Origin of the sequence: Kutzneria chonburiensis, assembly GCF_028622115.1 — a bacterium.
In the GTDB taxonomy this organism is placed as follows: Bacteria; Actinomycetota; Actinomycetes; order Mycobacteriales; family Pseudonocardiaceae; genus Kutzneria; species Kutzneria chonburiensis.
On record NZ_CP097263.1, the window covers coordinates 5,463,869 to 5,489,582 of the forward strand.

The 25,714-nt window shown below is 70.5% G+C and carries 17 protein-coding genes; 9 read left to right on the forward strand and 8 right to left on the reverse strand.

What is annotated here, in order from left to right; translation table 11 throughout:
- Positions 1-52 precede the first annotated feature (52 nt).
- Complete coding sequence (locus M3Q35_RS24660) at positions 53-859, forward strand: ABC transporter ATP-binding protein (protein WP_273934823.1); 807 nt, start codon at positions 53-55, stop codon at positions 857-859.
- On the forward strand, positions 834-1,697 hold the full coding sequence (locus M3Q35_RS24665) for an ABC transporter permease (RefSeq protein ID WP_379794307.1): 864 nt from the start codon (positions 834-836) through the stop codon (positions 1,695-1,697). The genes M3Q35_RS24660 and M3Q35_RS24665 overlap by 26 nt, the downstream gene beginning before the upstream one ends.
- On the opposite strand, the gene M3Q35_RS24670 is transcribed toward M3Q35_RS24665, so the two are convergent.
- The gene (locus tag M3Q35_RS24670; RefSeq protein ID WP_273934825.1) at positions 1,627-2,922 is read right to left on the reverse strand and encodes an RNA-guided endonuclease InsQ/TnpB family protein; all 1,296 of its coding nucleotides are present in this window, start codon (positions 2,920-2,922) and stop codon (positions 1,627-1,629) included. The genes M3Q35_RS24665 and M3Q35_RS24670 overlap by 71 nt on opposite strands.
- A gap of 148 nt (positions 2,923-3,070) precedes the next feature.
- Here M3Q35_RS24670 and M3Q35_RS24675 point away from each other — a divergent pair, with 148 nt between their 5' ends.
- The 3 genes from M3Q35_RS24675 to M3Q35_RS24685 all read left to right on the forward strand — a co-directional run bounded on the left by M3Q35_RS24675 (position 3,071) and on the right by M3Q35_RS24685 (position 5,790).
- A complete protein-coding gene (locus M3Q35_RS24675; RefSeq protein WP_273934829.1) occupies positions 3,071-4,114 on the forward strand; it encodes an ABC transporter substrate-binding protein in 1,044 nt (347 codons plus the stop codon).
- Between the two features lie 113 nt (positions 4,115-4,227).
- The gene (locus M3Q35_RS24680) at positions 4,228-4,593 is read left to right on the forward strand and encodes a hypothetical protein (protein ID WP_273934832.1); all 366 of its coding nucleotides are present in this window, start codon (positions 4,228-4,230) and stop codon (positions 4,591-4,593) included.
- A 168-nt stretch (positions 4,594-4,761) separates the two neighbouring features.
- The gene (locus tag M3Q35_RS24685) at positions 4,762-5,790 is read left to right on the forward strand and encodes a LacI family DNA-binding transcriptional regulator (protein ID WP_337960470.1); all 1,029 of its coding nucleotides are present in this window, start codon (positions 4,762-4,764) and stop codon (positions 5,788-5,790) included.
- An 87-nt stretch (positions 5,791-5,877) separates the two neighbouring features.
- Here the strand turns inward: M3Q35_RS24685 and M3Q35_RS24690 are convergent, their stop codons facing one another.
- The gene (locus M3Q35_RS24690; protein ID WP_273934834.1) at positions 5,878-6,810 is read right to left on the reverse strand and encodes a family 1 glycosylhydrolase; all 933 of its coding nucleotides are present in this window, start codon (positions 6,808-6,810) and stop codon (positions 5,878-5,880) included.
- 245 nt (positions 6,811-7,055) lie between these two features.
- Between M3Q35_RS24690 and M3Q35_RS24695 the strand changes: the two genes are divergently transcribed.
- From M3Q35_RS24695 to M3Q35_RS24710, 4 genes are read left to right on the forward strand one after another with little or no spacing between them, the layout of a single operon-like run.
- Positions 7,056-9,446, forward strand: coding sequence for an HAD-IC family P-type ATPase (locus M3Q35_RS24695; protein WP_273934836.1), 2,391 nt, complete (start codon positions 7,056-7,058; stop codon positions 9,444-9,446).
- Between the two features lie 9 nt (positions 9,447-9,455).
- Entirely contained in the window at positions 9,456-10,190 is a 735-nt protein-coding gene (locus tag M3Q35_RS24700) for an MgtC/SapB family protein (protein WP_273934838.1), read from the forward strand.
- Between the two features lie 57 nt (positions 10,191-10,247).
- Positions 10,248-11,393 (forward strand): SPFH domain-containing protein, encoded by a 1,146-nt coding sequence (locus M3Q35_RS24705; protein WP_273934839.1) that lies wholly within the window; start codon positions 10,248-10,250, stop codon positions 11,391-11,393.
- 4 nt (positions 11,394-11,397) lie between these two features.
- On the forward strand, positions 11,398-12,522 hold the full coding sequence (locus tag M3Q35_RS24710; protein WP_273934841.1) for a TFIIB-type zinc ribbon-containing protein: 1,125 nt from the start codon (positions 11,398-11,400) through the stop codon (positions 12,520-12,522).
- A 63-nt stretch (positions 12,523-12,585) separates the two neighbouring features.
- Here M3Q35_RS24710 and M3Q35_RS24715 read toward each other — a convergent pair whose 3' ends face one another.
- The 6 genes from M3Q35_RS24715 to M3Q35_RS24740 form a co-directional block, all read right to left on the reverse strand.
- Complete coding sequence (locus tag M3Q35_RS24715) at positions 12,586-15,783, reverse strand: AfsR/SARP family transcriptional regulator (RefSeq protein WP_273934843.1); 3,198 nt, start codon at positions 15,781-15,783, stop codon at positions 12,586-12,588.
- 109 nt (positions 15,784-15,892) lie between these two features.
- Positions 15,893-18,421 carry an ABC transporter permease gene (locus M3Q35_RS24720; protein ID WP_273934845.1) on the reverse strand — a complete coding sequence of 843 codons (2,529 nt, stop codon included), beginning with the start codon at positions 18,419-18,421 and terminating at the stop codon, positions 15,893-15,895.
- A complete protein-coding gene (locus M3Q35_RS24725) occupies positions 18,421-19,173 on the reverse strand; it encodes an ABC transporter ATP-binding protein (protein ID WP_273934847.1) in 753 nt (250 codons plus the stop codon). Before M3Q35_RS24725 ends, M3Q35_RS24720 begins: the two co-directional genes overlap by 1 nt.
- Before the next feature lie 179 nt (positions 19,174-19,352).
- The gene (locus tag M3Q35_RS24730) at positions 19,353-22,277 is read right to left on the reverse strand and encodes a helix-turn-helix transcriptional regulator (protein WP_273934849.1); all 2,925 of its coding nucleotides are present in this window, start codon (positions 22,275-22,277) and stop codon (positions 19,353-19,355) included.
- Positions 22,278-22,288: 11 nt separating this feature from the next.
- Positions 22,289-22,459 (reverse strand): hypothetical protein, encoded by a 171-nt coding sequence (locus tag M3Q35_RS24735; protein WP_273934851.1) that lies wholly within the window; start codon positions 22,457-22,459, stop codon positions 22,289-22,291.
- A gap of 252 nt (positions 22,460-22,711) precedes the next feature.
- Positions 22,712-25,543: an AfsR/SARP family transcriptional regulator gene (locus tag M3Q35_RS24740; protein ID WP_273934853.1), complete on the reverse strand. Its 2,832-nt coding sequence runs from the start codon at positions 25,541-25,543 to the stop codon at positions 22,712-22,714.
- Positions 25,544-25,714: the final 171 nt, after the last annotated feature.

Below are 25,714 nucleotides of genomic sequence, written 5' to 3' on the forward strand. Positions count from 1 at the left end.
AGGTCGAAGCGCACACCTACGGTCTCGCGGCAATGAGAGAAGGAGCTGGCCAATGACGACCGCCCCCGTCATCGAGTTACGCGCGGCGACCAAACGGTTTCGCGGCGCGACCGGTGGTGTGCACACCGCCGTCCGGGAACTGACCCTGTCCGTGCAGCCGGGCGAGTTCGTGGCCGTGGTCGGCCCGACCGGCTGCGGCAAGTCGACCACGCTGTCCCTGGTCTCCGGCCTCGAGCCGCCGTCGAGCGGTGTCGCGCTGGTCCGCGGCGAGCCGGTGCTGGGCATCCCCGACGGCATCGGCTACATGTTCCAGAACGACGCCGTGCAGCCGTGGCGCTCGGTGCTGGACAACGTGGCCGCCGGCCCGCGCTACCGCGGCCTGTCCAAGGCCAAGGCCCGGGAGAAGGCCCGGGTCTGGGTGGACAAGGTCGGCCTTGGCAAGTTCGCCGGCTACTACCCGCACCAGCTGTCGGGCGGCATGCGCAAGCGCGTGGCGCTGGCCGCGACTCTGGTCAACGAGCCCGAGATCCTGCTGATGGACGAGCCGTTCAGCGCGCTGGACGTGCAGACCCGGGCCCTGATGCAGGACGAGCTGCTGCGCCTGTGGTCGGGCACGAACGCGGCGGTCGTGTTCGTCACGCACGACCTGGACGAGGCCATTGCCCTGGCGGACAAGGTGATCGTCATGACGGCCGGCCCGGCGACGGTCAAGGCCGGCTTCGAGGTGCACCTGCCGCGGCCGCGCCTGGTCGAGGAGATCCGGATGACGCCGGAGTTCCAGTCGGTGTACCGGGAGATCTGGGAATCGTTGCGGGAAGAGGTGGACAAGACCCGTGAGCGCAGTGTCGTTGCCAGCTGAGGCGATCCCGGCCCGCGAGCTGACCGGCGCGGCCCGGGCGCAGCGCAACCGGAAGATCAAGATCTGGTCCATCCGGGCCGCGCTGGTGGTGGTGTGGCTGGGCAGCTGGGAGCTGGCCGCCACCTACTGGATCGACCCGTTCTTCTACTCCAAGCCCAGCCAGGTGTGGGACAAGCTGGTCGACTGGTTCACCGTCGGCACCAGCCAGGGCTCGATCTGGACGAACATCGCGGCCACCATGGAAGAGGCGGTCGCCGGCTTCCTGCTCGGCGCGCTGGCCGGCATCGTGCTCGGTGTCCTGCTCGGCCGCAGCCCGCTGCTGTCGGACATCTGCGCGCCGTTCATCAAGGCGGTCAACGCGGTGCCGCGCATCGTGCTGGCGTCGCTGTTCGTGATCTGGTTCGGCCTCGGCATGCAGTCCAAGATCGCGACGGCGTTCATCCTGGTGTTCTTCGCGGTCTTCTTCAACGCCTTCCAGGGCGCGCGCGAGGTGGACCGGAACCTGATCAACAACGCCCGGGTGCTCGGCGCCAGCCGGCTCCAGGTGTTGACCACGATCGTCCTGCCCAGCGCCACCTCCTGGATCCTGGCCTCACTGCACTCGGCCTTCGGCTTCGCCCTGATCGGCGCGGTCGTCGGCGAGGTCGTCGGCGCGGAAACCGGCCTCGGCCTGCTGATCGCCCGCTCCCAGGGCAACTTCGACACCCCCGGCATCTACGCCGGCATGATCGTCATCACCGTGCTGGCCCTGCTGGCCGAGGCGATCCTCACCGCACTCGAGAAGCGGCTGCTGAAGTGGCGGCCGGCCGCGGCGCACGAGCAAGGAGCCCAGATTTGACCTCTCCCCTTGAATGCGAAGGGGATTCCCACAGCTCACGCCGAAGGGCTTCCTGTTTCACCGCCGACTGCCCGCCCGGAGAATTCCGATGAGGTCTTATACCGGCTCCACAGGCCGACACCGCCAGCCCGGCGGCCAGAATGTTTCGCGCCGCGTTCACGTCCCGGTCATGGGTCGCGCCACAACCACACGTCCAAGCACGAACGCGCAGCGGCATCTCGGTTCGCACGCCGCCGCACACCGAACACCGCTTGGAGGACGGAAACCAGCGATCGACCGCGATCACCTCACGGCCGTACCACAGGGCCTTGTACGTCAGCATGCTTCGAAACTCCGACCACGCGGCATCGGAGATCGCCCGGGCCAGTCTGCCGTTGTGCAGCATTCCGGCCACGTTCAAGTCCTCGACAACGATCGTTTGGTTTTCACGAACGAGTCGAGTGGTGATCTTGTGGAGGTGGTCCCGCCTTCGGTCGGTGACGCGAGCCTGGATGCGAGCGACCCGGCGCCTGGCCTTGGCCCGGTTCGCGCCGTCCCCATCGGCCTTGCGGGACAGCGCTCGCTGAGCCTTCGCCAGACGGGCACGATCACGCAGCTCGTATCTCGGATTGGCGATCTTGTCCCCGGTGGACAGCGTCAGCAGGTGGTCGAGGCCAACATCCACACCGACCGCCGTATCGATGGCGGGCAACGGCGCCACCGACGGGTCCGTACACCGCAGGGACACGAACCACCGGCCGGCCGCGTCCTGGCTCACCGTCACGGTGGTGGGCTTGACGCCCGGTGGCAGCGGACGCGACCACACGACGCGCAAGGGTTCGACCATCTTGGCCAGGGTGAGCGTGCCGTCACGGAAACGGAACGCGCTGGACGTGTACTCCGCGGCCCCGCGGGACCTCTTCTTCGACTTGAAGCGTGGATACCTGGCTCGCCTGGCGAAGAAGTTGGTGAAGGCGCTGTCCAGGTGCCGCAAGCACTGTTGGAGCGGGACCGACGAAATGGCGTTGAGATAGGCGAGTTCCTCGGTCCTCTTCCACTCGGTGAGCAACGCGGAGGTGCGGTTGTAGTTCACCCGCTCTCGTCTCAGCGTCCACGCCTCGGTACGCACGGCCAGCGCCAGGTTGTAGACCTTGCGCACGCACCCGAACGTGCGCGACAGCTCGGCTGCCTGCGCCTCGGTCGGATAGAAGCGGTACTTGAAGGCCCGCTTCACGGGGCTGGACACGCTTCACACAGTAACCCCCGGGCCGCCAAACCCTCGCGAGTAGTTCCCGACAACCAATCTGAAGGCAATTCGCCTTTTCCTGCCCTGCTCCGCAGGCGCTTCGTTTCCTCCCCGGCCGAGGGCACGGGGTATCCACAAAGGAGATCCGATGAACCTGCGTACCCCTGTCACGCTGGTGCTGGCCGCGGTCACGGTGCTCGGCCTGGCCGCCTGCCGCGACTCCCGCACCGACACGGCGAGTGCCGGTGGCACCGACCACGTCCGGATCATGGTCGGCGGCATCGACAAGGTCATCTACCTGCCGGCCAAGCTGGCCGACCAGCTCGGCTACTTCAAGGAGCAGGGCATCGACGTCGACCTGGCCACGCAGCAGGCCGGCGTGAGCGCGGAGAACTCGCTGATCTCCGGGGACGTGCAGGGCGTCGTCGGCTTCTACGACCACACGATCGACCTGCAGACCAAGGGCAAGTGCCTGGAGAGCGTGGTGCAGCTGGCCAACATCCCGGGCGAGGTGGAGATGGTGTCGCCGACCAAGGCCGACACGATCAAGTCGGCGGCCGACTTCAAGGGGCGCAAGCTGGGCGTGACCGATCTGGGCTCCTCCACCGACTTCCTCACCCAGTACCTGGGCCAGCAGCACGGGCTCAAGGCCGGCACCGACTACACCGAGGTGAAGGCCGGGGCCGGCAGCACTTTTGTCGCCTCGCTGGAAAACGGCCAAATTGACGCCGGCATGACAACGGACCCGACCGTGGCCCAGCTGGTGTCCACCGGCAAGGGCAAGGTGCTGCTGGACATGCGCACCGAGGAGGGCACGAAGGCGGCGCTGGGCGGCCTCTACCCGGCCAGCTCGCTGTACATGACCTGCGACTACGTCAAGGCGCACAAGCCGGCCGTGCAGAAGCTGGCCAACGCCCTGGTCAAGACGCTCAAGTTCATCGCGTCGCACTCCGGGGCCGAGATCGCGGCCAAGATGCCGGCCGACTACGCGGGCAACAACAAGGCGCTGTACGAGAAGGCCGTCGGCGACACCAAGTCGATGTTCAACTCGGATGGCAAGATGCCCTCGGCCGGGGCGGAGAACGTGCTGACCGTGCTGAGCCAGTTCTCCCCCAACGTCAAGGGCAAGAAGGACAGCGTCCGGCTCACTGAGACGTACACCACCGAGTTCGTGGACCAGGCGACGGCCTGAGCCCTTCAGCCCAGGACTTGACCGGCCGACTAGCTTATGGAGAGTCGTGACGTACCAAGCGGTAACTCCGCTCGGCGCACAGTCGGCTCAACCCTGGGGTGCAAGGAGGATCGGTGGTACGCGCGTTGGTGGCGTCGTCGGCCTGCGCGGTCGGCGCCTCGGCCATCGTCGGTGTGTTACTCGGCGCCTATCTGCACGAGCTGGACGCGAACGCGGCCACGCCGCCGTCGACGGTGTCGTCCGTGCCGGCCACGGTGAGCACTCAGGTGTCCACCCTGGTCGTCACGGTCACCCCGTCGTCGACCACGTCGTCCTCGACCACCACGACCTCGGCCGATGACACGGAGTCGCATCCGCGGAGCACCACGAAGAACGCTCCGCCGACCACGACGAAGAACAACCCACCGGCGACGACAACCACGACCCAGCCGGGGCTGCCCATCCCGACCACCACGACCTGTCACTGGCTCTGGTGCTGAGTCACTCGTCCGAGTGGCGACGGTCCGTCGGAACGGGATCGCTGATCGTGGCGGCAATCGTTTACCGAACCGGTTCAGTTGGGCGTGTGAGCGCTTCCACGGACCGTCTTGCGCGTTAAGCTTCTTGACGAAAGCCGCCAGTTCCGTGGCGGCCCGTGAGGAGCAACCGTGGTCGTGCAGCGTCCTAACGCCCGCCCCACCTTGGAGGACGTGGCGGCCAGGGCCGGTGTGTCCAGGGCGACCGCGTCCCGGGTGCTCAACGGTTCCCCGAAGGTGAGCCCGGCCGCGCTGGAGTCGGTCAACTCGGCCGTGTCGGAACTGGGCTACCAGCCCAACCAGGCGGCCCGCACGCTCGTCACGCGGCGCACCGGCGCGGTGGCGGTGCTGATCTCCGAGCCGCAGCCCAAGATCTTCAACGACCCGCACTTCGCCGGACTGGTGAAGTACTCGGCGGTGGCGCTGGGCGCCCGTGACTCGCAGATGGTGCTGGTTCTGGTGCACACGCCCGAGGACCAGCTGCGGGCGCAGCGTTTCCTGGCCGGCGGGCACGTCGACGGGGCGCTGCTGTTCACCCCGCACCAGGACGACCCGCTGCCCACCTCGGTGCGCAAGCTGTCGCTGCCGGTGGTGTTCGGCGGCCGGCCGTGGGGCTCGCTGCGCGGGCTGCACACCGTGGACAACGACAACGAGAACGGCGCCGCCACGGCCACCCGGTACCTGGCCGAGCGCGGCTGCCGGCAGATCGTCAGCATCACCGGCCCGAACGACGAGCTGGCCGCCACCGATCGGCTGGCCGGTTTCCGCGCCGCCACCGGGGCCGACGACGACCGCCTGGCCCGGATCACCGAAGGCGGGTTCTTCAGCCGCGAGGGCGGCGAGCGGGCGATGACCACGCTGCTGGCCCGGGTGCCCGACCTGGACGGCGTGTTCGCGGCCAACGACCTGATGGCCGCCGGCGCGATGACCGCGCTGCGCGCCGCCGGAAAGCGGATTCCCCAGGACGTCGCCGTGGTCGGCTTCGATGACGACGAGTCGGTCGCCCCGCACACCGACCCGCCGCTGACCTCGGTCCGCCAGGACATCGGCCGGCAGGTGCAGGCCATGGTGGACCGGCTGTACTCGCTCATCCGCGGCGAGGAGCCCCGCCAGCGCCACCAGCTCCTGCCGGTCGAGCTGATCCACCGCCACTCCGCCTAACCCCCGCGAGTCCCGCTCAGCGTCACACCGAAATGCGTGAATCCGTTTCACGCATTCGGTGTGACTGTGGGCGGGACTCGCGGGGGTTCAGACGGCGACGGCTGCCGGGTGGCGGACGGTGGCCTCGGTGACCATCAGCGGCAGCTCGGGGTAGTCGATGCTGAGCCGCAGCATGAGCTCGGCGAAGGACTCGCCGACCGTTTCCCCGAACTGCGGGGCCAGCAGCCGTACGCCGCGAAGGCCGGGATGGCCGCTGCCGGTGACGGCGAACGGGTCCTCGGTCGGGGCGACGTGCGTGGGCCCGTAGTAGGTAACGCCGTACCAGTTGACGGGCTCGGCGATCGCCGCCAGGTCGCCGTCCAGCACGACGTCGTCCCACGCCCCGAGCCAGGCGGTGTCGCGCAGCACGTCGACGGGGTAGCCGCGGTCGAACAGCGGGTCCAGGAAGAAGCGGTTGCGCAGGCCGTCGACACGGCGGAAGGCAGCGGTGTGCGCGCGGTCGTCCCGGTCGACGAGCACGGTCGTCAGGTTGAGGACGATGGACACCTCGTGCTCGGGGGCACGCTCGCGAATGGCGGCGACGGCGAGGCCGTGGCCCAGCAGGAGGTGGTGCGCCGCGCGCAGCGCGGCGACGGCGTCGTGCGCGTGGCCGAGGAACGCGGCGCGCGACGGCTCGTCGAGAGTGGTCCACAGCCGCACACGGTCGCCCAGCGCTGCGTGCACGGCCGTGGTGTATTCGGCGAACCGGAGGGCCGTCTCACGGTTCGTCCAGCCGCCGGCCTCGTCCAGCGACTGCGGCAGGTCCCACTGGTGGAGCGTGGCGATCGGGGTGACGCCCTTGTCGAGCAGGCGGTCGACCAGCCGGTCGTAGTACGCGAGGCACGCGCGCGGCACCGCGCCGCGGCCGTCGGGCTGCACACCCGCCCAGGCCACCGGGAACCGGTAGGCCGGCCGGCCGAAGCCGGCGAAGGTGTCCCAGCAGCCGTCGGCGGTGGCGGCGACCGTCCGGCTTCTACCCATCGTCGTCCTCCTCGACAGCACGCGCCAACGGGTGAGAGCGCTCTCACCATGACCGTGACTGCGCTCACTGTCAAGGCGTTGACAAGAATGCGCAGGTAGCGGCGACGGACCGGTACCATGACCGACGGTGACGAGAGGAGGTGGTCGCGTGAGTAGCGACGGAAGTAGTCGCAGTTCCGCGGCCGCGCCCATGCACTGACCCCGTGCCGGCGTGGCCTTCGCCCACGCGCGCTGGGAGTCTCCTCATGACCAGGACGACGCACGCCGTCGCCGCGACGCTCACCGAACTGTCCGCGATGGACGCCGACACGCTGATCCGCCACCTCGGCGTCAGCCCGGCCGGCCTCACGTCCCTCGAACGCAACGCCCGCCTGGCCCGACACGGCCGCAACCGCGTCGCCGGCGCGGACGGCCCGCACTGGACGACGCGGCTGCTGCGCTGCCTGCGCAGCCCGTTCGTCGGCCTGCTGCTGGGCCTCGACCTTGTGCTGGCGCTGACCGCCAACCTGGCCGGCGCCCTCACCGTCGGGGTGATGGTGCTGGTCAGCGTGCTGCTGCGGTTCGCCCAGGAATACCGCTCCGACCTGGCCGCCAAACGTTTGCGGGCGCTGGTCGCCACCACCGCGACCGTCGCGAAGCGCAGCAGTCGATCGCCGCGCCGGTTCGCCGACCCGCTGGGCTCCGTGACCAACGAGCTGCCGGTGGAGCTGCTGGTACCGGGCGACATCGTGCACCTCAAGGCCGGCGACCTGGTGCCGGCCGACTGCCGGCTGCTCGTCGCGCACGACCTCGTGGTCGAGCAGGCCACGCTGTCCGGGGAGTCGCTGCCGGTCCGCAAGACCGTGACGACCGACCGGGTCGCCGGCAACGTGCTGGACTCGCCGGTGTTCTGCTTCCTCGGGTCCACAGTGGTCGGCGGCTCGGCCACGGCCGTCGTGGTCGGCACCGGCGCGGAGACGTACCTGGGGTCCATCGCCGAGCGCATGACGCATGTGGACCGTGACGCCGACGCCGGCATGCGGTCGGTGAGCTGGACGCTGATCCGGTTCACGCTGGTGCTGGCGCCGATCGTGCTGGCCGTCAGCGGCCTTGTGCACGGCGACTGGTCCGAGGCGGCGCTGTTCGCGGTGGCGGTCGCTGTCGGCCTGACGCCGGAGATGCTGCCGGTGATCGTCGCCGCCAACCTGGCCAAGGGCGCGGTCGACCTGTCCCGCCAACAGGTGATCGTGAAGCAGCTGCGGGCCGTGCACGAGTTCGGACAGCTGGACGTGCTGTGTGTGGACAAGACCGGCACGCTGACCGACGACCGGATCGTGCTGGAGCCGACCGACGAGCGCACGCTGGAGCTGGCGTACGTCAACTCCGCCTTGCAAGCTGGCCTGCGCAATCCCTTCGACCGGGCGGTGATCGACGCCGTCGAGCCCGATCACCGGCTGCTCCTCGAGGCCCGGTACCGGCTGGTCGACGAGCTGCCGTTCGACCACAAGCGCCGCCGCATGTCGGTGATCGTCCGCGACACCGACGGCCGGCACCTGCTGGTCACCAAGGGCGCGATCGACCACGAGGCCGCCTTGCACGGCACGAGGGTGCTCGGCTTGTGGTGCAAGGAGATCGAGGGCCGGGAGATCTACCAGCTGTCCGATGAGGACGGTGCCGAGCTGATCGGCCACCTCTTCTTCCAAGACCCGCCGAAGAAGTCGGCCGCGCAAGCCGTGCGACAGCTGCGCGAGCTCGGCATCGAGATCGTCGTCGTCACGGGCGACAACGAGGCGGTGGCGCGCAAGGTGTGCCGGGACATCGGCATCCCGGACGCTGTCGTGCACGCGAAGGCGACACCGGCCCGCAAGGCCGAGATCGTCCGCGAGCTGCGAAAGAACCACACGGTCGGCTTCCTCGGCGACGGCGTGAACGACGCCGCCGCGCTGCGCGAGGCCGACCTGGCGATCTCCGTCGGCACCGCGCTGCCGGTGGCCCGCGACACGGCCGAGGTCATCCTGCTGCGCAAGGATCTCACCGTGCTGGCCCAGGGCGTGCTGGCCGGGCGGCGGACGTTCGCCAACACGATGAAGTACGTCAAGCTGACGGCCAGCTCCAACTTCGGCAACGTGCTCAGTGTGCTGGCGGCCGCCGTCTTCCTGCCGTTCCTGCCGATGCTGCCGGTGCAGCTGCTCGTCCAGAACCTGGCCTACGATCTCGCTCAACTGGCGATCCCGTGGGATGGCGTGGATCGTGAGCAGGTGAGCTCTCCTCGCAAGTGGGCCGGCGGCGACCTCGCCCGGTTCATGCTGCTGGTCGGCCCGCTCAGCTCCGTGTTCGACCTCGTCCTGTTCGCCGCCATGCGCCACTACGACCCGGCCACCTTCCGTACCGGCTGGTTCGTCGAAGGCCTGCTGTCCCAGCTGCTGATCGTGCACGTCATCCGCACCCAGCGGCGGTCGCGGGCCAGCCGGCCGGTGATCGTCGCGACCGTGCTGACGGCCGTGGTCGGACTGCTGCTGCCGTTCACCGGGCTGTTCGGCCTTGTCCAGCTGCCGGCCACGTATTTCCTGTGGCTGGCCGCCATAATCGTGGGCTACTGCGCGCTCGTGCAGGCCGTGAAAACCGGCTACGTCCGCAAGTTCGCCACCTGGTTGTGAGGCATTCTCGTGAACACCCTTGACATGTCGCTGCGCCTGCTGGCCGGCGTCGGCCTCGGCGCCGCCATCGGCTTCGAGCGCCAGTACCGGGCCCGGATGGCCGGCCTGCGGACCAACGCGCTGGTGGCCGCCGGCGCCACGCTTTTCGTGCTGCTGTCCGGTTACGGCTTCGACACCGTGCCCGGGCACGCCAGCGCCGACCCGACCCGGGTCGCCGCGCAGATCGTGTCCGGCATCGGCTTCCTCGGCGCCGGCGTGATCATGCGCGACGGCCTGAACGTGCGCGGCCTCAACACCGCGGCCACGCTGTGGTGCTCGGCCGCGGTCGGCGCACTGGCCGGGGCCGGCCTGTACCAGCCGGCGGTCGCCGGCACGGTCGTGGTGCTGGTGGCCAACGTGGTGCTGCGCTGGGTCGGCCGCGCCGTCGACCGCAGGCCGGCGTCCGGCGAGGAGACGACGACCGCATACACCTTCATGGCCGTCACGAAGGATGACGCAGAGGCGCACATAAGGGCACTCCTGGTGCAATCGATGACCGGCACTTCGTTCCAACTTCAGTCCGTGTCCAGTCGTAACAGCTCCGTTGACGGTTACGTCGAAGTGCGCGCCGACCTGCTGACCGAGAGCCGTGACGACAAGCAGATGGAGTCGGCGGTGTCCCGGCTGAGCATGGAGCCGCAGGTGACCAGCGTCCGGTGGACGGCGCGGGCCACGCGAAACGCCGCTTCGCGGGACGACGACTGATCGGCATTGGTAGGGTCACGCGTCGGCGGGGGCCGGTAGCGAAGACGGGGGTTACCCATGGGCTTGATCGACAAGATCAAGGGCGAGTTCATCGACATCATCGAGTGGACCGACGACAGTCGGGACACCATTGTCTGGCGGTTCCCCCGCTACGACAACGAGATCAAGATGAACGCGAAGCTGACGGTGCGCGAGTCGCAGGCGGCCGTGTTCGTCAACGAGGGGCAGATCGCCGACGCGTTCCCGCCCGGCATGTACACCCTGCAGACGCAGAACATGCCCATCCTGTCCACGATCAAGGGCTGGAAGTACGGCTTCAACTCGCCGTTCAAGGCCGAGGTGTATTTCGTCAACACCCGGCAGTTCACCGACTTCAAGTGGGGCACGCAGAACCCGGTCATCCTGCGCGACCCGGAGTTCGGCATGGTCCGGCTGCGCGCCTTCGGCGGCTTCTCGGTCCGGGTGGTCGACCCGCCGGCCCTGCTGCGCGAGCTGGCCGGCACCGACCCGCAGTTCCGCACCGAAGAGGTCGGCGAGTACATCAAGAGCATCATCGTCAGCCGGCTGGGCACCGCGCTGGCCACGGCCGGCGTGCCGATGCTCGACCTGGCCACCCAGCAGGGCACCATCGGCGACAAGCTGGCCCCGGTGCTGAGCCAGGAGCTGGCCTCGGTCGGCCTGTCCATCCCCAAGTTCGTCATCGAGAACATCTCGCTGCCGCCCGAGGTCGAGGCCGCGCTGGACAAGCGCACCCAGATGGGCATCGTCGGCGACCTGAACCAGTACACCCAGTTCCAGACGGCCAACGCGATCGGCGACGCCGCCAAGAACCCCGGCGGCGCCGGTGAGGGCCTCGGCGTCGGTCTCGGCATGGCGCTGGGCCAGCGGGTCGGCCAGCAGTACCAGCAGCCGCAGCCGTACCAGCAGCCCGGCTATCCGCAGCAGGGCTACCAGCAGCAGGGCCCGCCGCCGATGGCGCCGCCGCCGCTGCCGCAGCAGACCCAGTGGTACGTCGGCTCGAACGGCCAGCAGCTCGGCCCGTTCGACCAGAACGGCCTCCAGCAGCAGGTCGGCGCGGGCGTGCTGACGCCGCAGTCGCTGGTGTGGCACCAGGGCATGGCCGCCTGGACGCCGGCCGCACAGGTGCCGGAGCTGACGCCGCTGTTCGGCGCCACCCCGCCGCCGCTGCCCCCGCAGGGCTGAGCCGATGACCTTCAGCCCGGGTGGGACCGTGTCCCCCAACGCCTTCCCGTGTGGCGGCTGTGGCGCGCGCGTCGAGTTCGCGCCCGGCACGACCGCCATGCGCTGCCCGTACTGCGGGTACGAGCAGCAGATCAGCCACGGCGACCAGCAGGTGCAGGAGCACGACTTAGCCGAGCTGGCCACGTTGCCGCGCAAGCCGGTGGCGCAGCTGGCCGCCTACGTCTACGTGTGCCAGCGCTGCGCCGCGCAGACCCAGAGCAACGACACGGCGACCCAGTGCCAGTTCTGCGGCAGTCCGCTGGTGATGGACCCGCAGGCCAGCGGGCAGATCATGCCCGAGGCCGTGCTGCCGTTCGCCTTGGACCGCAACGGGATGCGGGAGGCGCTGCGCAAGTGGATCAGCTCCCGCTGGTTCGCGCCGAACGCGCTGAAGAAGGTCAGCGAGGCCGAGTCCACGCGCGGCACCTATGTGCCGCACTGGACCTACGACTCGCAGACCTACTCCAGCTACTCCGGGGCCCGCGGCGAGCACTACTACGTCACCGAGACGTACACCGACTCGGACGGCCGGACCCAGACCCGGCAGGTGCAGCGGACCCGCTGGTACCCGGTTTCCGGGCAGGTCGAGCGGTTCTTCGACGACGTGCTGGTGCCGGGCAACACGGGCAACGTGCCGCCGGCCAAGGTGGACGCGCTCGCGCCGTGGCCGCTGCCCGAGGCCGCGCCGTTCGCGCCGCAGTACCTGGCCGGCTTCACCTCGCTGCGCTACGACGTGGAGCCCGAGACCGGCCTGGAAGAGGCCAAGCGGCGGATGTCCTCGGTCATCCACGAGGACTGCCGCCGCGACATCGGCGGTGACGAGCAGCGGGTCGACGGCGTCAACACCAACTACACCGCGCTGACCTTCAAGCTGATGCTGCTGCCCATCTGGATCGCCTGCTACCTCTACGGCGGCAAGACCTGGCAGATCCTGGTCAACGGGCAGACCGGCGAGGTGCACGGGGAACGCCCGTACAGCAAGATGAAGATCTTCCTGGCGATCCTGATCGGCATCCTGGTGGTCGGCGTGATCCTGTACTTCGTGCTCAGCGGCCACCACACGACCACAACGACAACCCACCACCGCTAACCAAGATCAAGGGACCGACCCTCACGTTGAACGTCAGGAAGGGCCCCTTACTGACGTTGAACGTCAGTAAGGGGCCCTTCCTGACTTAAGCGGCAAGCAAAGCGCTGAGGCGGCGGGGCTGGGGGCGTCGCAGCGGCGGTAGAGGTCGCTGGCCTCGCGCCAGTGCGGCAGGGCCGCGGCCAAGCCGACCGTCTCCCGTAGCGCGATGCCGAGCACGCACAGCGTGGCGGCGATGCTGAGCCGGTCGCCGCACTGTCGCTGCACGGTCAGTGCCTCGGTGGCCAGCACGACCGCCCTCGACGCCTGCGTGCCGGCCAGTGCGATGTCGGCCAGCACCGACAGCGCCCGCCCCTCCAGCGCCCGGTAGCCGACGTCGCGGGCGATGCTCAGCGCGTGTTGCGCGTAGTCGTTGGCCTGCCCGACGCCGCCGGTCGGCAACACGTTGGCGGCCAAGGTGATCAGCGCGTTGCACTCGTCGTAGCGGGCGCCGATGGCCCGGGCCAGGGCGACCGCCCGCTCGCATTCCTTGGTGCCGCCGAGGATCGTGCCGAGCATGATCCAGCCGCCGGCCTCGGTCCGCAGGTCGCCCAGATCGGCGGCGATCTCGACGGCCGCCCGCGCGGCGGCCAGCGCCTCCTCGCGCCGGCCGGCGGCGTGCTGGATGTCCGAGATGTAGAGCTGTGACTGGGCTTCGTTGTTGCGTGCGCCGATCTCCCGGCTCAGCACCAGCCCGGCCTGGCAGCTCTCCAGCGCCTCGTCCAGGTCGCCGCGCAGCTCCAGCGAGCCGCCAAGGTAGATCAGCACGGCGCCTTCGCCGCGCTGGTCGATCTCCCGGGTGATGACCAGCGCCCGCCGGTAGAAGTCCACCGCCCGGTCCGGCTCGCCCCGCTGCTGGCAGGCGATGCCGAGATTGGCCAGCACCATCTTCTCGGTGAACCGGTTGCCCAGCATCAGGCCGATCCGCAGCGCCTGCTCGTAGTACGTGGTCGCCTTGGCCAGCTCGCCGGTGGAGGCGGCGATCAACCCGAGGTTGTTCAGCACGGAAGCCTGGCCCGGCCACCATTCCGTCTGCCGGCACAGGTCGAGCGACGCGGTCCACAGTTCGACCGCCTCGGGGTACTGGTTCACGGCGTAGTGCGCGGTGCCGAGGCTGAAGAGCGCGGCGGCCTTCGCCTTCGGATCGTCGACGGACACCGCCACGGCGAGGCGGGCCACCGCGAACCAGTCGGCGAGATCCCCGCTGTGGTACAGAAAACCGCGGATCGCGTCGGCCAGCAGCCAGGCCCGTTCGCGCTGTCCGGCCCGCGCGGCGTCGTGGACGGCGGCGACCACGCTGGGCCGCTCCGCGTCCAGCCACTTCCGCGCGGACGCCGAGTCGTCGAACACCTTTTCGGTCGGTGCCACCAGTTGCAGCATGTGCGGGTACAGCACGCCGACCGCCGCGCGGGTGTGCCGCAGGTACAGGTCGAGCAGCCGGCACAGCACGTTTTCCCGTTCCTCGGCGCTGTCCTGCTCGTGCGAGCGTTCACGGGCGTACTGCCGCAACAGGTCGTGACACGTGTAGCGACCCGGCACCGGTTGGTCGACCAGGTGCACCGCGGCCAGCTGGTCCAGCAATCTCGCGGCCTCGCAAGGAGTTGCCTCGATCAGCGCGGCCGCCGACTCGGCGCTGACGTCCGGGCCCGGCACCAAACCCAAGCGGCGGAACAGTTCCTGCGCCTCCGGCTTCAGCCCCGAGTACGACAGGTCGAACGCGGCGCGGACGGCGCTCTGCTCGTCGCCGTCGATTCGCAGTGACGCCAGCAGATCGCCCTGGGTCAGCGCCTCGACGTGATCGGCGAGCGGCCGCCACTGGTGGTTGGCCAGCTGCGCCGCGGTGATCCGCAGCGCCAGCGGCAGATGGGCGCAGGTGCCGGCCAGCGTGGCCGCCGCCTCGGCGTCGGCGTCGATCCGCTCCGCGCCGACCATCCGACGCAGCAAGGAAAGCGCCTCATCCGGGGACATCACGTCCAGCGCCAGCCGGTGCGCGCCTTCCATCGCGACCAGCCCGTCAAGGCGATCGCGACTGGTGATCAGCACCTGGCAGCCGGCGCCGGCCGGCAGCAGCGGCCGCACCTGCTCCGCGCTGACGGCATTGTCCAGCAGCACCAACACTTTCCGATCGGCCAGCAGCGTCCGGTACAGGCCCGTGGCCTCGGCCAGGTCGACCGGCACCTGATCCGGCTCCACGCCGACGGCTCGCAGGAACTGGGACAGCGCGTGCAGCGGCTGCACCGGCGCGCCGACGGAGTAGCCGTTGAGGTTGACGTACAGCTGCCCGTCCGGGAACTGGGCCCGGACCCGGTGCCCCCACTGCACCACCAGGGCCGTCTTGCCGACGCCGGCCGTGCCGACGACCAGCTTGACCGCGCCGGCCGCGTCCAGGGCGGCGAACTGCGCCTCGCGGCCGGTGAAGTCGCCGATGGCCGGCGGCAGCAGCGCCGGCGCCGTCATCGCCACCGACCGCGGCGGCGCGGTGCTGGTCAGCGCCTGGTCGTTGCGCAGGATGGACAGCTCCAGCCGGGCCAGCTCCTCACCCGGGTCGATGCCCAGCTCCTCGGCCAGCAGCGCCCGGGTCCGCCGCGACACCGCCAGCGCCCGGCTGCTCTGGCCGCCGCGGTGCAGGGCCAGCATCAGCTGCCCGACCAGGCGTTCCCGGGTCGGATACTGGTCGACGAGCGTGGTCAGCTCGCCCAGCGCCTCCTGGTGCCGGCCCAGCCGCAGCAGCGTGTCGAACCGGTCCTCCTGGGCCACCAGCCGGGCCTCGGTGACCCCGCCGACCAGCTGGTCGATCACCTCCGGGTCGGCCGTGTCGACCAGCGCCGGGCCCCGCCACAGCCCCAGCGCCTCGTCCAGCAGACGCAGCCGGGACGAGTCGGCGTCGGCTTCGCGGGCCTGCGCGACCAGGGCCTGGAACCGGTGCACGTCGATCAGCATCGGATCGGCCTTCAGCTGATAGCCCGAGCCGCGCGTGACCACGGCCAGGTCGGCGTCGGCCTCCGCGAGCAGGGCACGGATGCTCGACACCGAGACCCGCACCGCGTGCGCGGCCGTGCGCGGCGCCCGCACCGGCCACACCAGGTCGACCAGCCGGTCCACCGGGACCAGCCGGTTCACCTCCAGCGCCAGCACCGCGAGCACGAGCCGGCGCTGGCGCGGGCCGAGGTCGACCACCGTCTCCCCGATCCGCGCCTGCACCGGCCCGAGCAGCCGAAGTTCCATGTGTCCCCCAGGACATTCGCCACCTGGGTGTTCAGGAGCACCGTAGCCGGTCCTGGATACACGAATGGGGCTCGCCCCCGACGGACGAGCCCCACCCGGTCCATCGCGTTTAGGCTTCGGCCATCCCCGCGACGATCGACGTACGGGCCGCGCGGCGGGCCGGCATCAGGGCCGCGACCACCGCGGCCAGGATCGCCGCCAGCAGCAGCACGCCCAGCTGGCCGCCCGGGATCGACAGGCTCAGCTGCAGGTCGGGGCTGGACAGGGCCTCGATCAGCACCCAGGCGAACGCGCCGCCCATGACCACGCCGATCAGTGCGCCCATCACGCCCATCAGCACCGACTCGACCACCAGCATGAACCGCAGCTGGCCCTTGGTCAGGCCGAGCGCCCGCAGCAGCGCCGACTCCCGCGTGCGCTCCAGCACCGACAGGCCCAGCGTGTTGGCGATGCCGAACAGGGCGATCACCACCGCCAGCCCGATCAGCGCCCACATCAGCCCCAGCAGGCTGTCGATCTCGCCGTTGAGCTGCTCCTTGGTCGCCGCCGCGCTGTCCACCTTGGCCACCGCCACGTCGGCCGTGGCCTTGTCCATGGCGTTCTGGCCGTCCGTCACCGAGACGCCCGGCTTCATCTTGACCAGGATCTGGTCGTAGCCGACGACCTTCGGCGCGACCGCCGCGAACGTGTCCAGCGTGACCAGGCCGTCCGGCAGCTCCTTGGCGTCGTAGATCGCCACCAGCTTGAGCATCTTGTTGGCGTCGGCCGTGCTGACCAGCAGCTGGTCGCCCAGCTTGGCCGTGCCGACGGCCTGCTTGTTCAGCGCGATCGTGCCCGGGCCGAGCTGGCTCAGGTCACCGCTGGCCAACTTCGGGTTGACCATGGTGCCGACGGCCGACTTGTCCACACCCTCCACGCCCTGGTCGCCGGACTGGGCGACCGTCATGACCGTCTGCGTGGTGGCGGCGGCCTGGGCGATCTGCGGCACCGACTTGAGCTGGCCGGGCAGCGTGGCCGGCAGCGGGTGGTCGTAGACCGAGGAGGTGACCGTGAAGTCGGCCGGGAAGCGCTTGTCCACCTCGGCGCCCGCGGCCTGCTTGCCGCTGGTGGCCACCACCGTGACCATCGTGACGATGGTGACGCCGATGACCAGCGCCGCCGTGGTCGCCGCGGTGCGGCGCGGGTTGCGGCCCGCGTTGGCCGTGGCCAGCTTGGCCGGCACGCCGAACAGCATCGACGGGATCGCGCCGAGCAGCTTGTTGATCGGTCCCACGATGAGCGGGCCCAGCACGATCACGCCGAGCAGCATCACCATCGTGCCGCCGCCGACCACGAACAGCGCCGAGTCCGGGTCTTTCGAGCCCATGCCCAGTCCGATCAAGCCGGCACCGCCCAGCAGCAGCACCGCCGCGCTGACCATGCGCAGCACGCTCGTGCGGCGGACCTCGTCGTGGCTGTCCGGCTGGGCGCGCAGCGCGGCCAGCGGGGCCACCTTCGTCGCCCGCAGCGCCGGCAGGGCCGCCGACACCACCGTGACCAGGACACCGATCGCGAAGGCCGCGATCACCACCGTGCCCGACAGTGGGACGCTCACCTCCGTCGCCGCGCCGCTGAACCAGCCGACCGCCTTCTGCAGCAGGGCCGCCAGGCCGAGGCCCGCGCCGAGGCCGAGCACCGAGGCGACCAGGCCCATCACCAACGCCTCCAGCAGCACGCTGCCGAACACCTGGCCGCGGCCCGCGCCGATGCAGCGCATCAGGGCCAGCTCACGGGTGCGCTGGGCGATCAGGATGGTGAAGGTGTTGTAGATGACCATCGCCGCGACGACGAGCGAGATCAGCGCGAAGATCAGCATGAAGTTGGTCAGGCCGTTCGAGCCGCGGCCGGCGCTGTGCAGCGCCTCGTCGGTGATCGCGTCGCCGGTCTGCACCTTGTAGGACTTGCCCAGCTGGGCCGAGATCCGGTCGACCAGGGTCTGCTGGCTCACGCCCGGGGCCGCCGCCACCACGACCTGGTAGACGCTCGCCTGCTTCTGGAGTGCGGCCAGACCGCTCGGCGTCAGCAGGATCTGGTTGTCCGAGATGATGGAGATCGCGTTGGCGCCCTGGCTGTACGTGCCGACCACGGTCAGCGGCACCGGGGTGTCGGTCTTGCTCAGCACCGAGACCTTCTGGCCGACGCCGATACCGGTCGACTTGGCCGTGCGGGCGTCCAGCGCAATCTCGTTGTCCGCCTTGGGGAAGGCCCCTTCGACCAGGTCGAACTCACGCAGCTGCGGCGTCGTCTCGATGGTCGAGGCGAAGGCCTGCACCGCCTTGCCGTTGGTCTTGATCAGCGGCAGCGTGCCGCCGCCGCGGCCGTCCGCCCCGGCGACACCCGGGATCTTGCGGATCGCGTCCACCGTGTCCTGCCCCAGCTTCGGGGCGTCGGACGATGACTTCTGGCCGTCGTAGTTGACCTGCACCGCCGCGTCGACGCCGCGCGTCTGGCGGGACAGGTTGTCGTGCAGCTGTGCGTTGAGGGCGTTGCCCAGGATCAGCGTGCCGCTGACGAAGGCGACGCCGAGGATGATCGCTATCGAGGACAGCACCATCCGCGCCGTGCGGGCGCGCAGACCCGCGAGCGTGGCCCGGAACATCACGCTCCCAGGTGCTTGAGGGCCGACAGCACCGAGTCGGCCGTCGGCTGGTTGATCTCCCCCGCCAGCCGGCCGTCGGCCAGCAGCACCACCCGGTCCGCGTAGGACGCGGCCACCGGGTCGTGCGTAACCATGATCACCGTCTGCCCCAGCTTGCGCACCGACATCCTCAGAAAGTCCAGCACCTCCGCGCCACTCCGCGAATCGAGGTTGCCCGTCGGCTCATCCGCGAACACCACCTCCGGCCTGGCCACCAGTGCCCGGGCACAGGCCACCCGCTGCTGTTGGCCACCCGACAGCTCACTCGGCTTGTGCCCCAGCCGCTGGCGCAGCCCGATCGTGTCCACAATCGTGTCGTACCAGGCCTTGTCCGGCTTCTTCCCGGCCAATTCCAGGCCCAGCAGAATGTTCTGCTCAGCCGTCAGCGTCGGCAGCAGGTTGAAGGACTGGAACACGAACCCCACCCGGTCCCGGCGCAGCCGCGTCAGGTCCCGGTCGGACAGCTTCGTGATATCCGTCTGTCCGATGTAGACCTGCCCGTGGTCCACCGAGTCCAGGCCGGCCAGGCAGTGCATCAGCGTCGACTTGCCCGACCCCGACGGCCCCATGATCGCCGTGAACCGCCCCGCCTGGAACGACACGTTCACCCCGTCAAGAGCGCGCACCGCCGTGTCCCCCCGGCCGTACACCTTCACCAGCTCCCGCGCCTGAACCGCGGTCCGGAGTCCGACGTCGGACGCCACAGCAGACATGCCTTGCTCCTCACCTGGAAGTCGATGAGGCAGAACCTATGGCCGGCCCGGGTCCGTCAACATCCACTCGCGGGCGGGAACCCCCGTCGTCCCCAGGGCTGACGAGAGTCATCCCTCAGGCGTACAACCTCCGGCAGACATGCCGCTCCGACCAGGTCGAGGGCCATTTTCTTGGCGGCTCAGGACTCCAACAGCCCGCGGTCGTAAGCCGTCGCTACGGCCTCGGCGCGGCGGCTGGCGCCTAGTTTGGCCATGATGCGGGAGAGGTGGACGCTGACGGTCTTCTCGCTGATGAAGAGCTCCTCGCCTACCTCGCGGTTGGTGCGGCCGAGGGCGACGAGGGAGAGGACGGAGCGCTCGCGAGGGGTGAGGAGGTCGACGGTGTCGCGGGGGACGGCGTCGCCGAGCTGGATGCGGGAGCGCTTGGCCAGCTCGGACAAGGCGGAGGACAAGGGAAGGGCGCCGAGGCGGGAGGCGGACTCGGCGGCGAGGCGGAGCTGCTGGGCGGCGTCGTCGCGGGCGTCGTCGGCGAGTAGGGCGGCGGCGAGGCGCCAACGGGCGAGGGCGCGCTCATAAGCGTGGCCGTAGCCGAAGGCGTCGACGACGCGGCGCCAAGCGGCGGGATCGCCGGTGCCGTCGTCGAGGCGGGTGGCCTCGGCGGCGAGCCGGAGCTGCCAAGCGATGCCCTCGGGACCGAGCTTGCCGCTACGGGGACGCGCCGCGGCGGCGGCCTCGCCGAGGGAGAGGAAACGGGCGGCGGAATCCAGCGCGGAAGACTCGGCGTCGCGGCGGCGGCGGGCGAGGCGGGCGAAGTCGGCGGCGGCGGAAACACCAAGGGCGGCAAGGCGAATCTCGGCGGTGAGGGCGGGCTCGGCGGCCTCGAGAGTGTCCAAACCGTCCTGGGCGGCGGCGATGCCGAGCTCGGGACGGCCACGCCACAGGTGCAGCTCGACGGCGGCGGCGGTGCAGAACAGGGGCAGCTGGAAGTCGCGCCGCCACTCGGGACGAAGCCGCTGGAGCAAGAGCTCGGCCTGGTCCAGACGGCCGGAGCCGACCTCGGTGGGCAGCCCGGAGGCAGCCACGATGGCGGTGCCGAGGTTGGCGACGGGATCACCGGGAAGCTGCGCGGCGGCAGTGCTGCCCTCCCAGTCGCCGGCGACGTAACGGGCGATGGCGAGCAGCGCCCGGAGCTGGAAACCCGAAGGGCTCCAAGACAATCCGTTCTGCTCCGACCGCCGCAGCCCCTCGGAGAAGACCTTGACGGCCTCGCCGATGAGCCCCTGCTCGTACCGGTTGACGCCAAGGTTGAACCACGCCCGCAGCTCGACGTTCAACGCCCCGGCCTCGATGGCCCGGTCCCGGGCGATGATCAGACGGGAGCAGGCGTCCTCGACCAGCCCGTCCTTCTCGTCGATGACGGCGATGGTGATCAACGCATCGGCCTCGGCGCTGCGGGAACCGATCTGCACGGCGGAACGCACGGCCTCCTCGGCGGCCTCCCGCGCGCCGGGCCGGCAGACGGCGCGCATCAGCCGCGACCGAACGGCCATCACCCAAGCCTTGTGGACGGAGGCGGGCTGCTCGTGCACGAGCTCCCATGCCTCGTCGATCACGGCGGCGGCCTCGTGCTCACGACCGTCCAAATTGGCCACTGCCATGGCCAGGCGCCGCAACGCTTCGATCTTCGCGTCGCCGGAGGCGACGCGAACGGCCTGGCGGGCGAAGGCGATGCCCCGCTCCAGCTCCCCGGCGCTGATGGCGTACCAGCTGGCCTTCCTGATCAGCGCCAGCTCGGTGACGCCGGCATGCACCTCGGGATCGGTGACGGCGGGCCAGATCTTCAGGGCCTGCTCGGTGTAGTGCAATGCCTCGGACGGGGCGCCGGCGTCGTCGGCCTCGCCGGCGGCCTGCACGGAGGCGGCCAGCGCCTGCGGCAGATCATGGCTCTCCATGCTGTGGTACGCCAACTTTGCCGCAGTACCACGGATTCCCGGCTCTTCCTTGAGCAGCCGGGCATAGGCGGCGTGCAACCGGACCCGCTCCCCCGGCAGCAAGTCGGTGTAGATGGCCTCGCGCAACAGGGCGTGCCGGAACGCGTAGTGCTCGTTCACGTCGACCAACACGTTGTGCTGCACGGCTTCCCGCATCGCCTCTTCCAGCTCGGGCGGGGCCATGCCGGCAACCTCGTGCAGCCGCTCGTAGCGAACGCGACGACCGCCGGCGGAAGCGGCCCGCAGCACCTGCTGGGCCTGCGGGCTGAGCCGCTCGATCCGGGCCAGCAGCACATCGGCCAGCGCGGTCGGCACGCCAGGGTCGTCGCAGCCGCAGTCGGCGGTGCTGGCCAACAGTTCCTCGGCGAAGAAAGCGTTGCCCTCGGAGCGTTCGGCAATGCGCTGCACCTGCACGTCGGTGAGATCGTCGTCGGCCAGCGCCCGCACGAACAACGCCGCATCGGCGCTGTTGAACGGAGTCAGGTCAAGGCGTTCCACGGCGGTCAGCCGAACCAGCTCGGCCAGCACGGGACGCAACGGGTGCCGACGGTGTAGTTCGTCGGCCCGATACGTGACGGCGACGAGCAGACGCTCGGTGCTCAACCGGGACAGCAGGAAGGTCAACAGGTTCCGGGACGAGGAGTCGGCCCAGTGCACATCCTCGACGGTCAGCACGACCGTCCGTTCCGAAGACAGCTCGACCAGCAGGCTGTGCACGGCGTCGAACAGCTGGAGCTGCCCCAGCTCGGCGTCGTCCTCACGGCTCAACGGCTTGACGGCCAGGTCGGGCAGCAGCCGGGCCAGCGCCGGCCGGCTGCGCAGCGCCTCGGGATGGTCGCCGCGCAGCTGTCCGAGCACGTCGGCGAACGGCAGGTACGGCAGGCCGGCCCCGGAGCCGACGCACCGTCCGGTCAGGACGAGCGCCCCGTCCTGCTCGGCGGTGGCGGTCAGGTCGGTCAGCAGCCGGGTCTTGCCAACGCCGGCGTCCCCCGACACCAGCACGGCCCCGGCCTCACCGGCTGCCGCCCGCGCGAGGGCGGCACGCAGGCGGCCGATCTCCGCGCTGCGTGCCACCAGCGGAATTCCCGATCCCAGGCGCGGCACGGTGGGCATGGTCGCACACCTCAGGCCGCGTGGCGGGCTACTTTCACGTCATGCCCGTCACTGGACCGGTGCCAGCGGAACAGCCGTGGCAGCCGCAGCACCGGGCCCATCGGCCGCGCCAGCTCACGGGCCCGCCGCTGCCGGTACTCGACCTCAGCCTTGATCGACTCCGGCGCGCTGTACTCCAACATCTCGTCCTCCTCATCGGTTTCCGACAAGGTGGAGAGTCGTACTGAGGCCGGGCCACCGGCATCCGACGAACACCTACCCGATCCCTTACCCGCGGACCGTGACCCCACCTGAGGCCCAAGTAAGGCCCCTTACCCCCGCGAGTCCCGCCCAGCGGCACACCGAAATGCGGTTTCGCGCAGAACTGAGCCCTGAGTGCCAGATCTGCCGGAAACCGGGTTTCGGTGTGCCGGAGAGCGGGACTCGCGGGGGTTCTAGGCGGGGGTGCGGACGGAGACACGGGCCTGGGCGAGGCGGGCGCGGACGCCGTCGGCCTCGGGGGCGCCGAGGTCGCTCAACACCGACAGCGAGCGCTGCCAGTGCGGCACGGCCGACTGGTCGCCGAGGAAGTCGAGGGCCTGGGCGATGCGGTCGTGGGCGATGCCCTGGTGGTAGACGCTGCTGGCCTCGACGGCGACCTCCAGCGCCTCCTTGGCCGCGGTCAGCGCGTCGGGGCCCTTGCCGAGGGCGATCAGCGACTCGGCCAGGGTGCTCAGGCCGGCGGTCTGGCCCACGGCGTCGCCGAGCTGCCGGTAGAGGTCCATGGCCGCCCGCAGCTGCTGCACGGCCTCGGTGTGCCGCTGCTCCCCGGCGTACAGGCAGGCCAGGTTGTGCAGGTTGTTGGCCTCGGCGAACAGCGACCCGGTGCGCTTGCTGATCTCGGCGGCGCGCAGGTACTGCACCTCGGCCTCGCCGGCGCGGCCGGTGGACGTGAGGATGTTGGCGATCGAGGTGTACGCCCGCGCCTGCCATTCGCCGTGGCCCTGCCGCCGGCTCACGGAAAGCGCTTCCCGTTCCGCCTCCAGTGCCTCGTCGTAGCGCTCGTGCAGCGTCAGCACGACGCCCAGGTTGTGCAGCGTGACGAACTGCGCCAGCGGATCCTTCAACCTCCGCACCACGGGCGTGGCGGCCTCGTGCGTGGCCAGCCACGAGTCGCGGTCGGCCAGCAGCCAGAACAGCCGGCTCAGCGTGTACGGCAGCTGCCACGCGTGCACGGGCCAGTCGTGCGTGACGGCGTACGCGGCGGCGGCCAGCAGGTTGACCCGCTCGGCCTCCAGCCACGCCAGGGCCGTGGCCGAGGAGTCGATGACCGGGATCTCGGCCGGTACGAAGGACGGCGCGATCTCGACGGTTCCTCGCGTGATGGGCAGGAGCCCGTCGGCCAGGTCGGCGCAGTAAAGGTAGTAGTCGAGCATCCGTCCGGCCACGGCCCGCTGCTCGTCCTCGCTCAGCTCCTCGCCGGCCAGGGTGACGCAGTACGCGCGCATGAGGTCGTGCGGCATGTACCGCCCGGGTTCGCTGACGGTCAACAGGTGCGCGGCCTCCAGCGAGTCCAGCGCGCGGCTGGCGTCGCACAGTCGCACCTCGGCCAGCGCGGCGACCACGTGCGGGGTGATGTCGTGCCCCGGGTGCAGTCCTAGCAGCGCTAGCAACCGCGCCGGCAGCGGCGGCAGTGCACGGCGCGAGGCGTCGAACGCCGACCGTACGGCGCTGGCGCCCTCCTCCAACCCGAGCGCGGCGAGCCGTCCCTGCTCGTCGTCCAGTTCCGACACCAGCGCCGCCACGGGCTGCCGTGGCGCGACGGCCAGCCGTGCGGCGGCGATGCGCAGCGCCAGCGGCAGCCGGTCGCACAGCGACGCCAGCCGCGCGATCTGCGCCGGCTCCTCACGCAGCCGTGCGCTGCCGGCGATGCGGCCGAGCAGGTTGACGGCCTCATCGTCGCTGAGCAGGTCGACGTCCAGCAGCTTGGCGTCGGCGTGCGCGACCAGCCCGTCCAGCCGCCGCCGGCTGGTCACCAGCACGCAGCAGCCGGAGCCGGCCAGCAGCGGCATCAGCTCGTCGGAGCCGCGCGCGTTGTCCAGCACGATGATCATCCGGCGGTCCGAGACCAGGGTCCGGAACAGCGCCGACCGCTCCTCCACGGTCGACGGCACCTCGCCCGCGGCCACGCCCAGCGCGCGCAGGAAGCGCCGCAGCACTTCGTTGGCGTCCAGCGGGTCACGCTGCGGGTCGTAGCCGTGCAGGTCGACGTGCAGCTGGCCGTCGGGGAAGTCGGCCCGCACGCGGTGCGCCCAGTGCACGGCCAGCGCCGTCTTGCCGACGCCGGCCGGGCCGGTGATGGCCACGACCAGGCCGGACGGGGTCTCGGCGCGCAGCTCGTCCAGCCGGTCGAGCAGGTCCTCACGGCCGACGAAGCTGGCCGGATCGGGCGGCAGCTGCCCGGGCACGGCCGCCTGCACGACGACCTGCGGCCGCTGCTCCGCGCTGCCGGCGAGGTCCTCGCCGGCCAGTACGGCCTGGTGCAGCCGCTGGAGCTCGGGCCCGGGCTCCACGCCCAGCTCGTCGATCAGCACCTCGCGGGCCATCCGGTACGTGGCCAGCGCCTCGGCCTGCCGGCCGGTCTGGCACAGGGCCCGCATCGTCATGCCGTACAGGCGCTCGCGCAGCGGGTACTCGTCCACGAGCCGGGACAGCTCGGCCACCACGTCGGCGCCGCGCCCGAGGGCCAGCCGCAGGTCGGCGCGCTCTTCCAGCACGGTCAGGCGTCGCTCGACCAGCCGGCTGCGCTCGACCTCGGCGAACAGGCCGGGCAACCCGCCGAGCGGGTCGCCCCGCCACAGCGCGAGGGCGGCGTCCAGCTCCTCACCGGCGGCGACCAGGTCCCCGGCGGACCGCAGCCGGGCGGCCGCGGCGGTGCGGCCGTCGAAGACGTCCAGGTCCACCCACGACGGGTCCAGGGTGAGCCGGTAGCCGTCGCCGGCCGAGCGCAGCAGGTCGCCCGGCTGCCGGCTGGCCCGGGCCGGCTCCAGCGCTCTGCGCAGGCCGGCCACGTAGGTGTGCACGACGTTGACCGCGCTGCTCGGGGCGGTCTCGCCCCACAGCGCGTCGATGATCTGGTCGCGGCCCACGACTGTGTTGCGCCCCAGCACCAGGACCGCGAACACGACCCGCTGCTTGGGCGCCCCCAGCGCCACGTCCTGGCCGTCCCGGCTGGCGCGCAGCGCGCCCAGCACCTCGAACCACCAGGTTGATCCACCGTCCGACAAGCGATCAGTCCTCCAGGCCGCCACGTGCGGCGATCAGAGCCTAATCGGGCCTCCAGACGTACTCCAGAGGTTGTGTGGACGGTTCAGTAATCATTGTTACCAGTTCCACCCGATGGAACCAGCCAGGAGCCCGCAAGCTCCCCACAGACGACGCGGGCCGATCGATGTGCA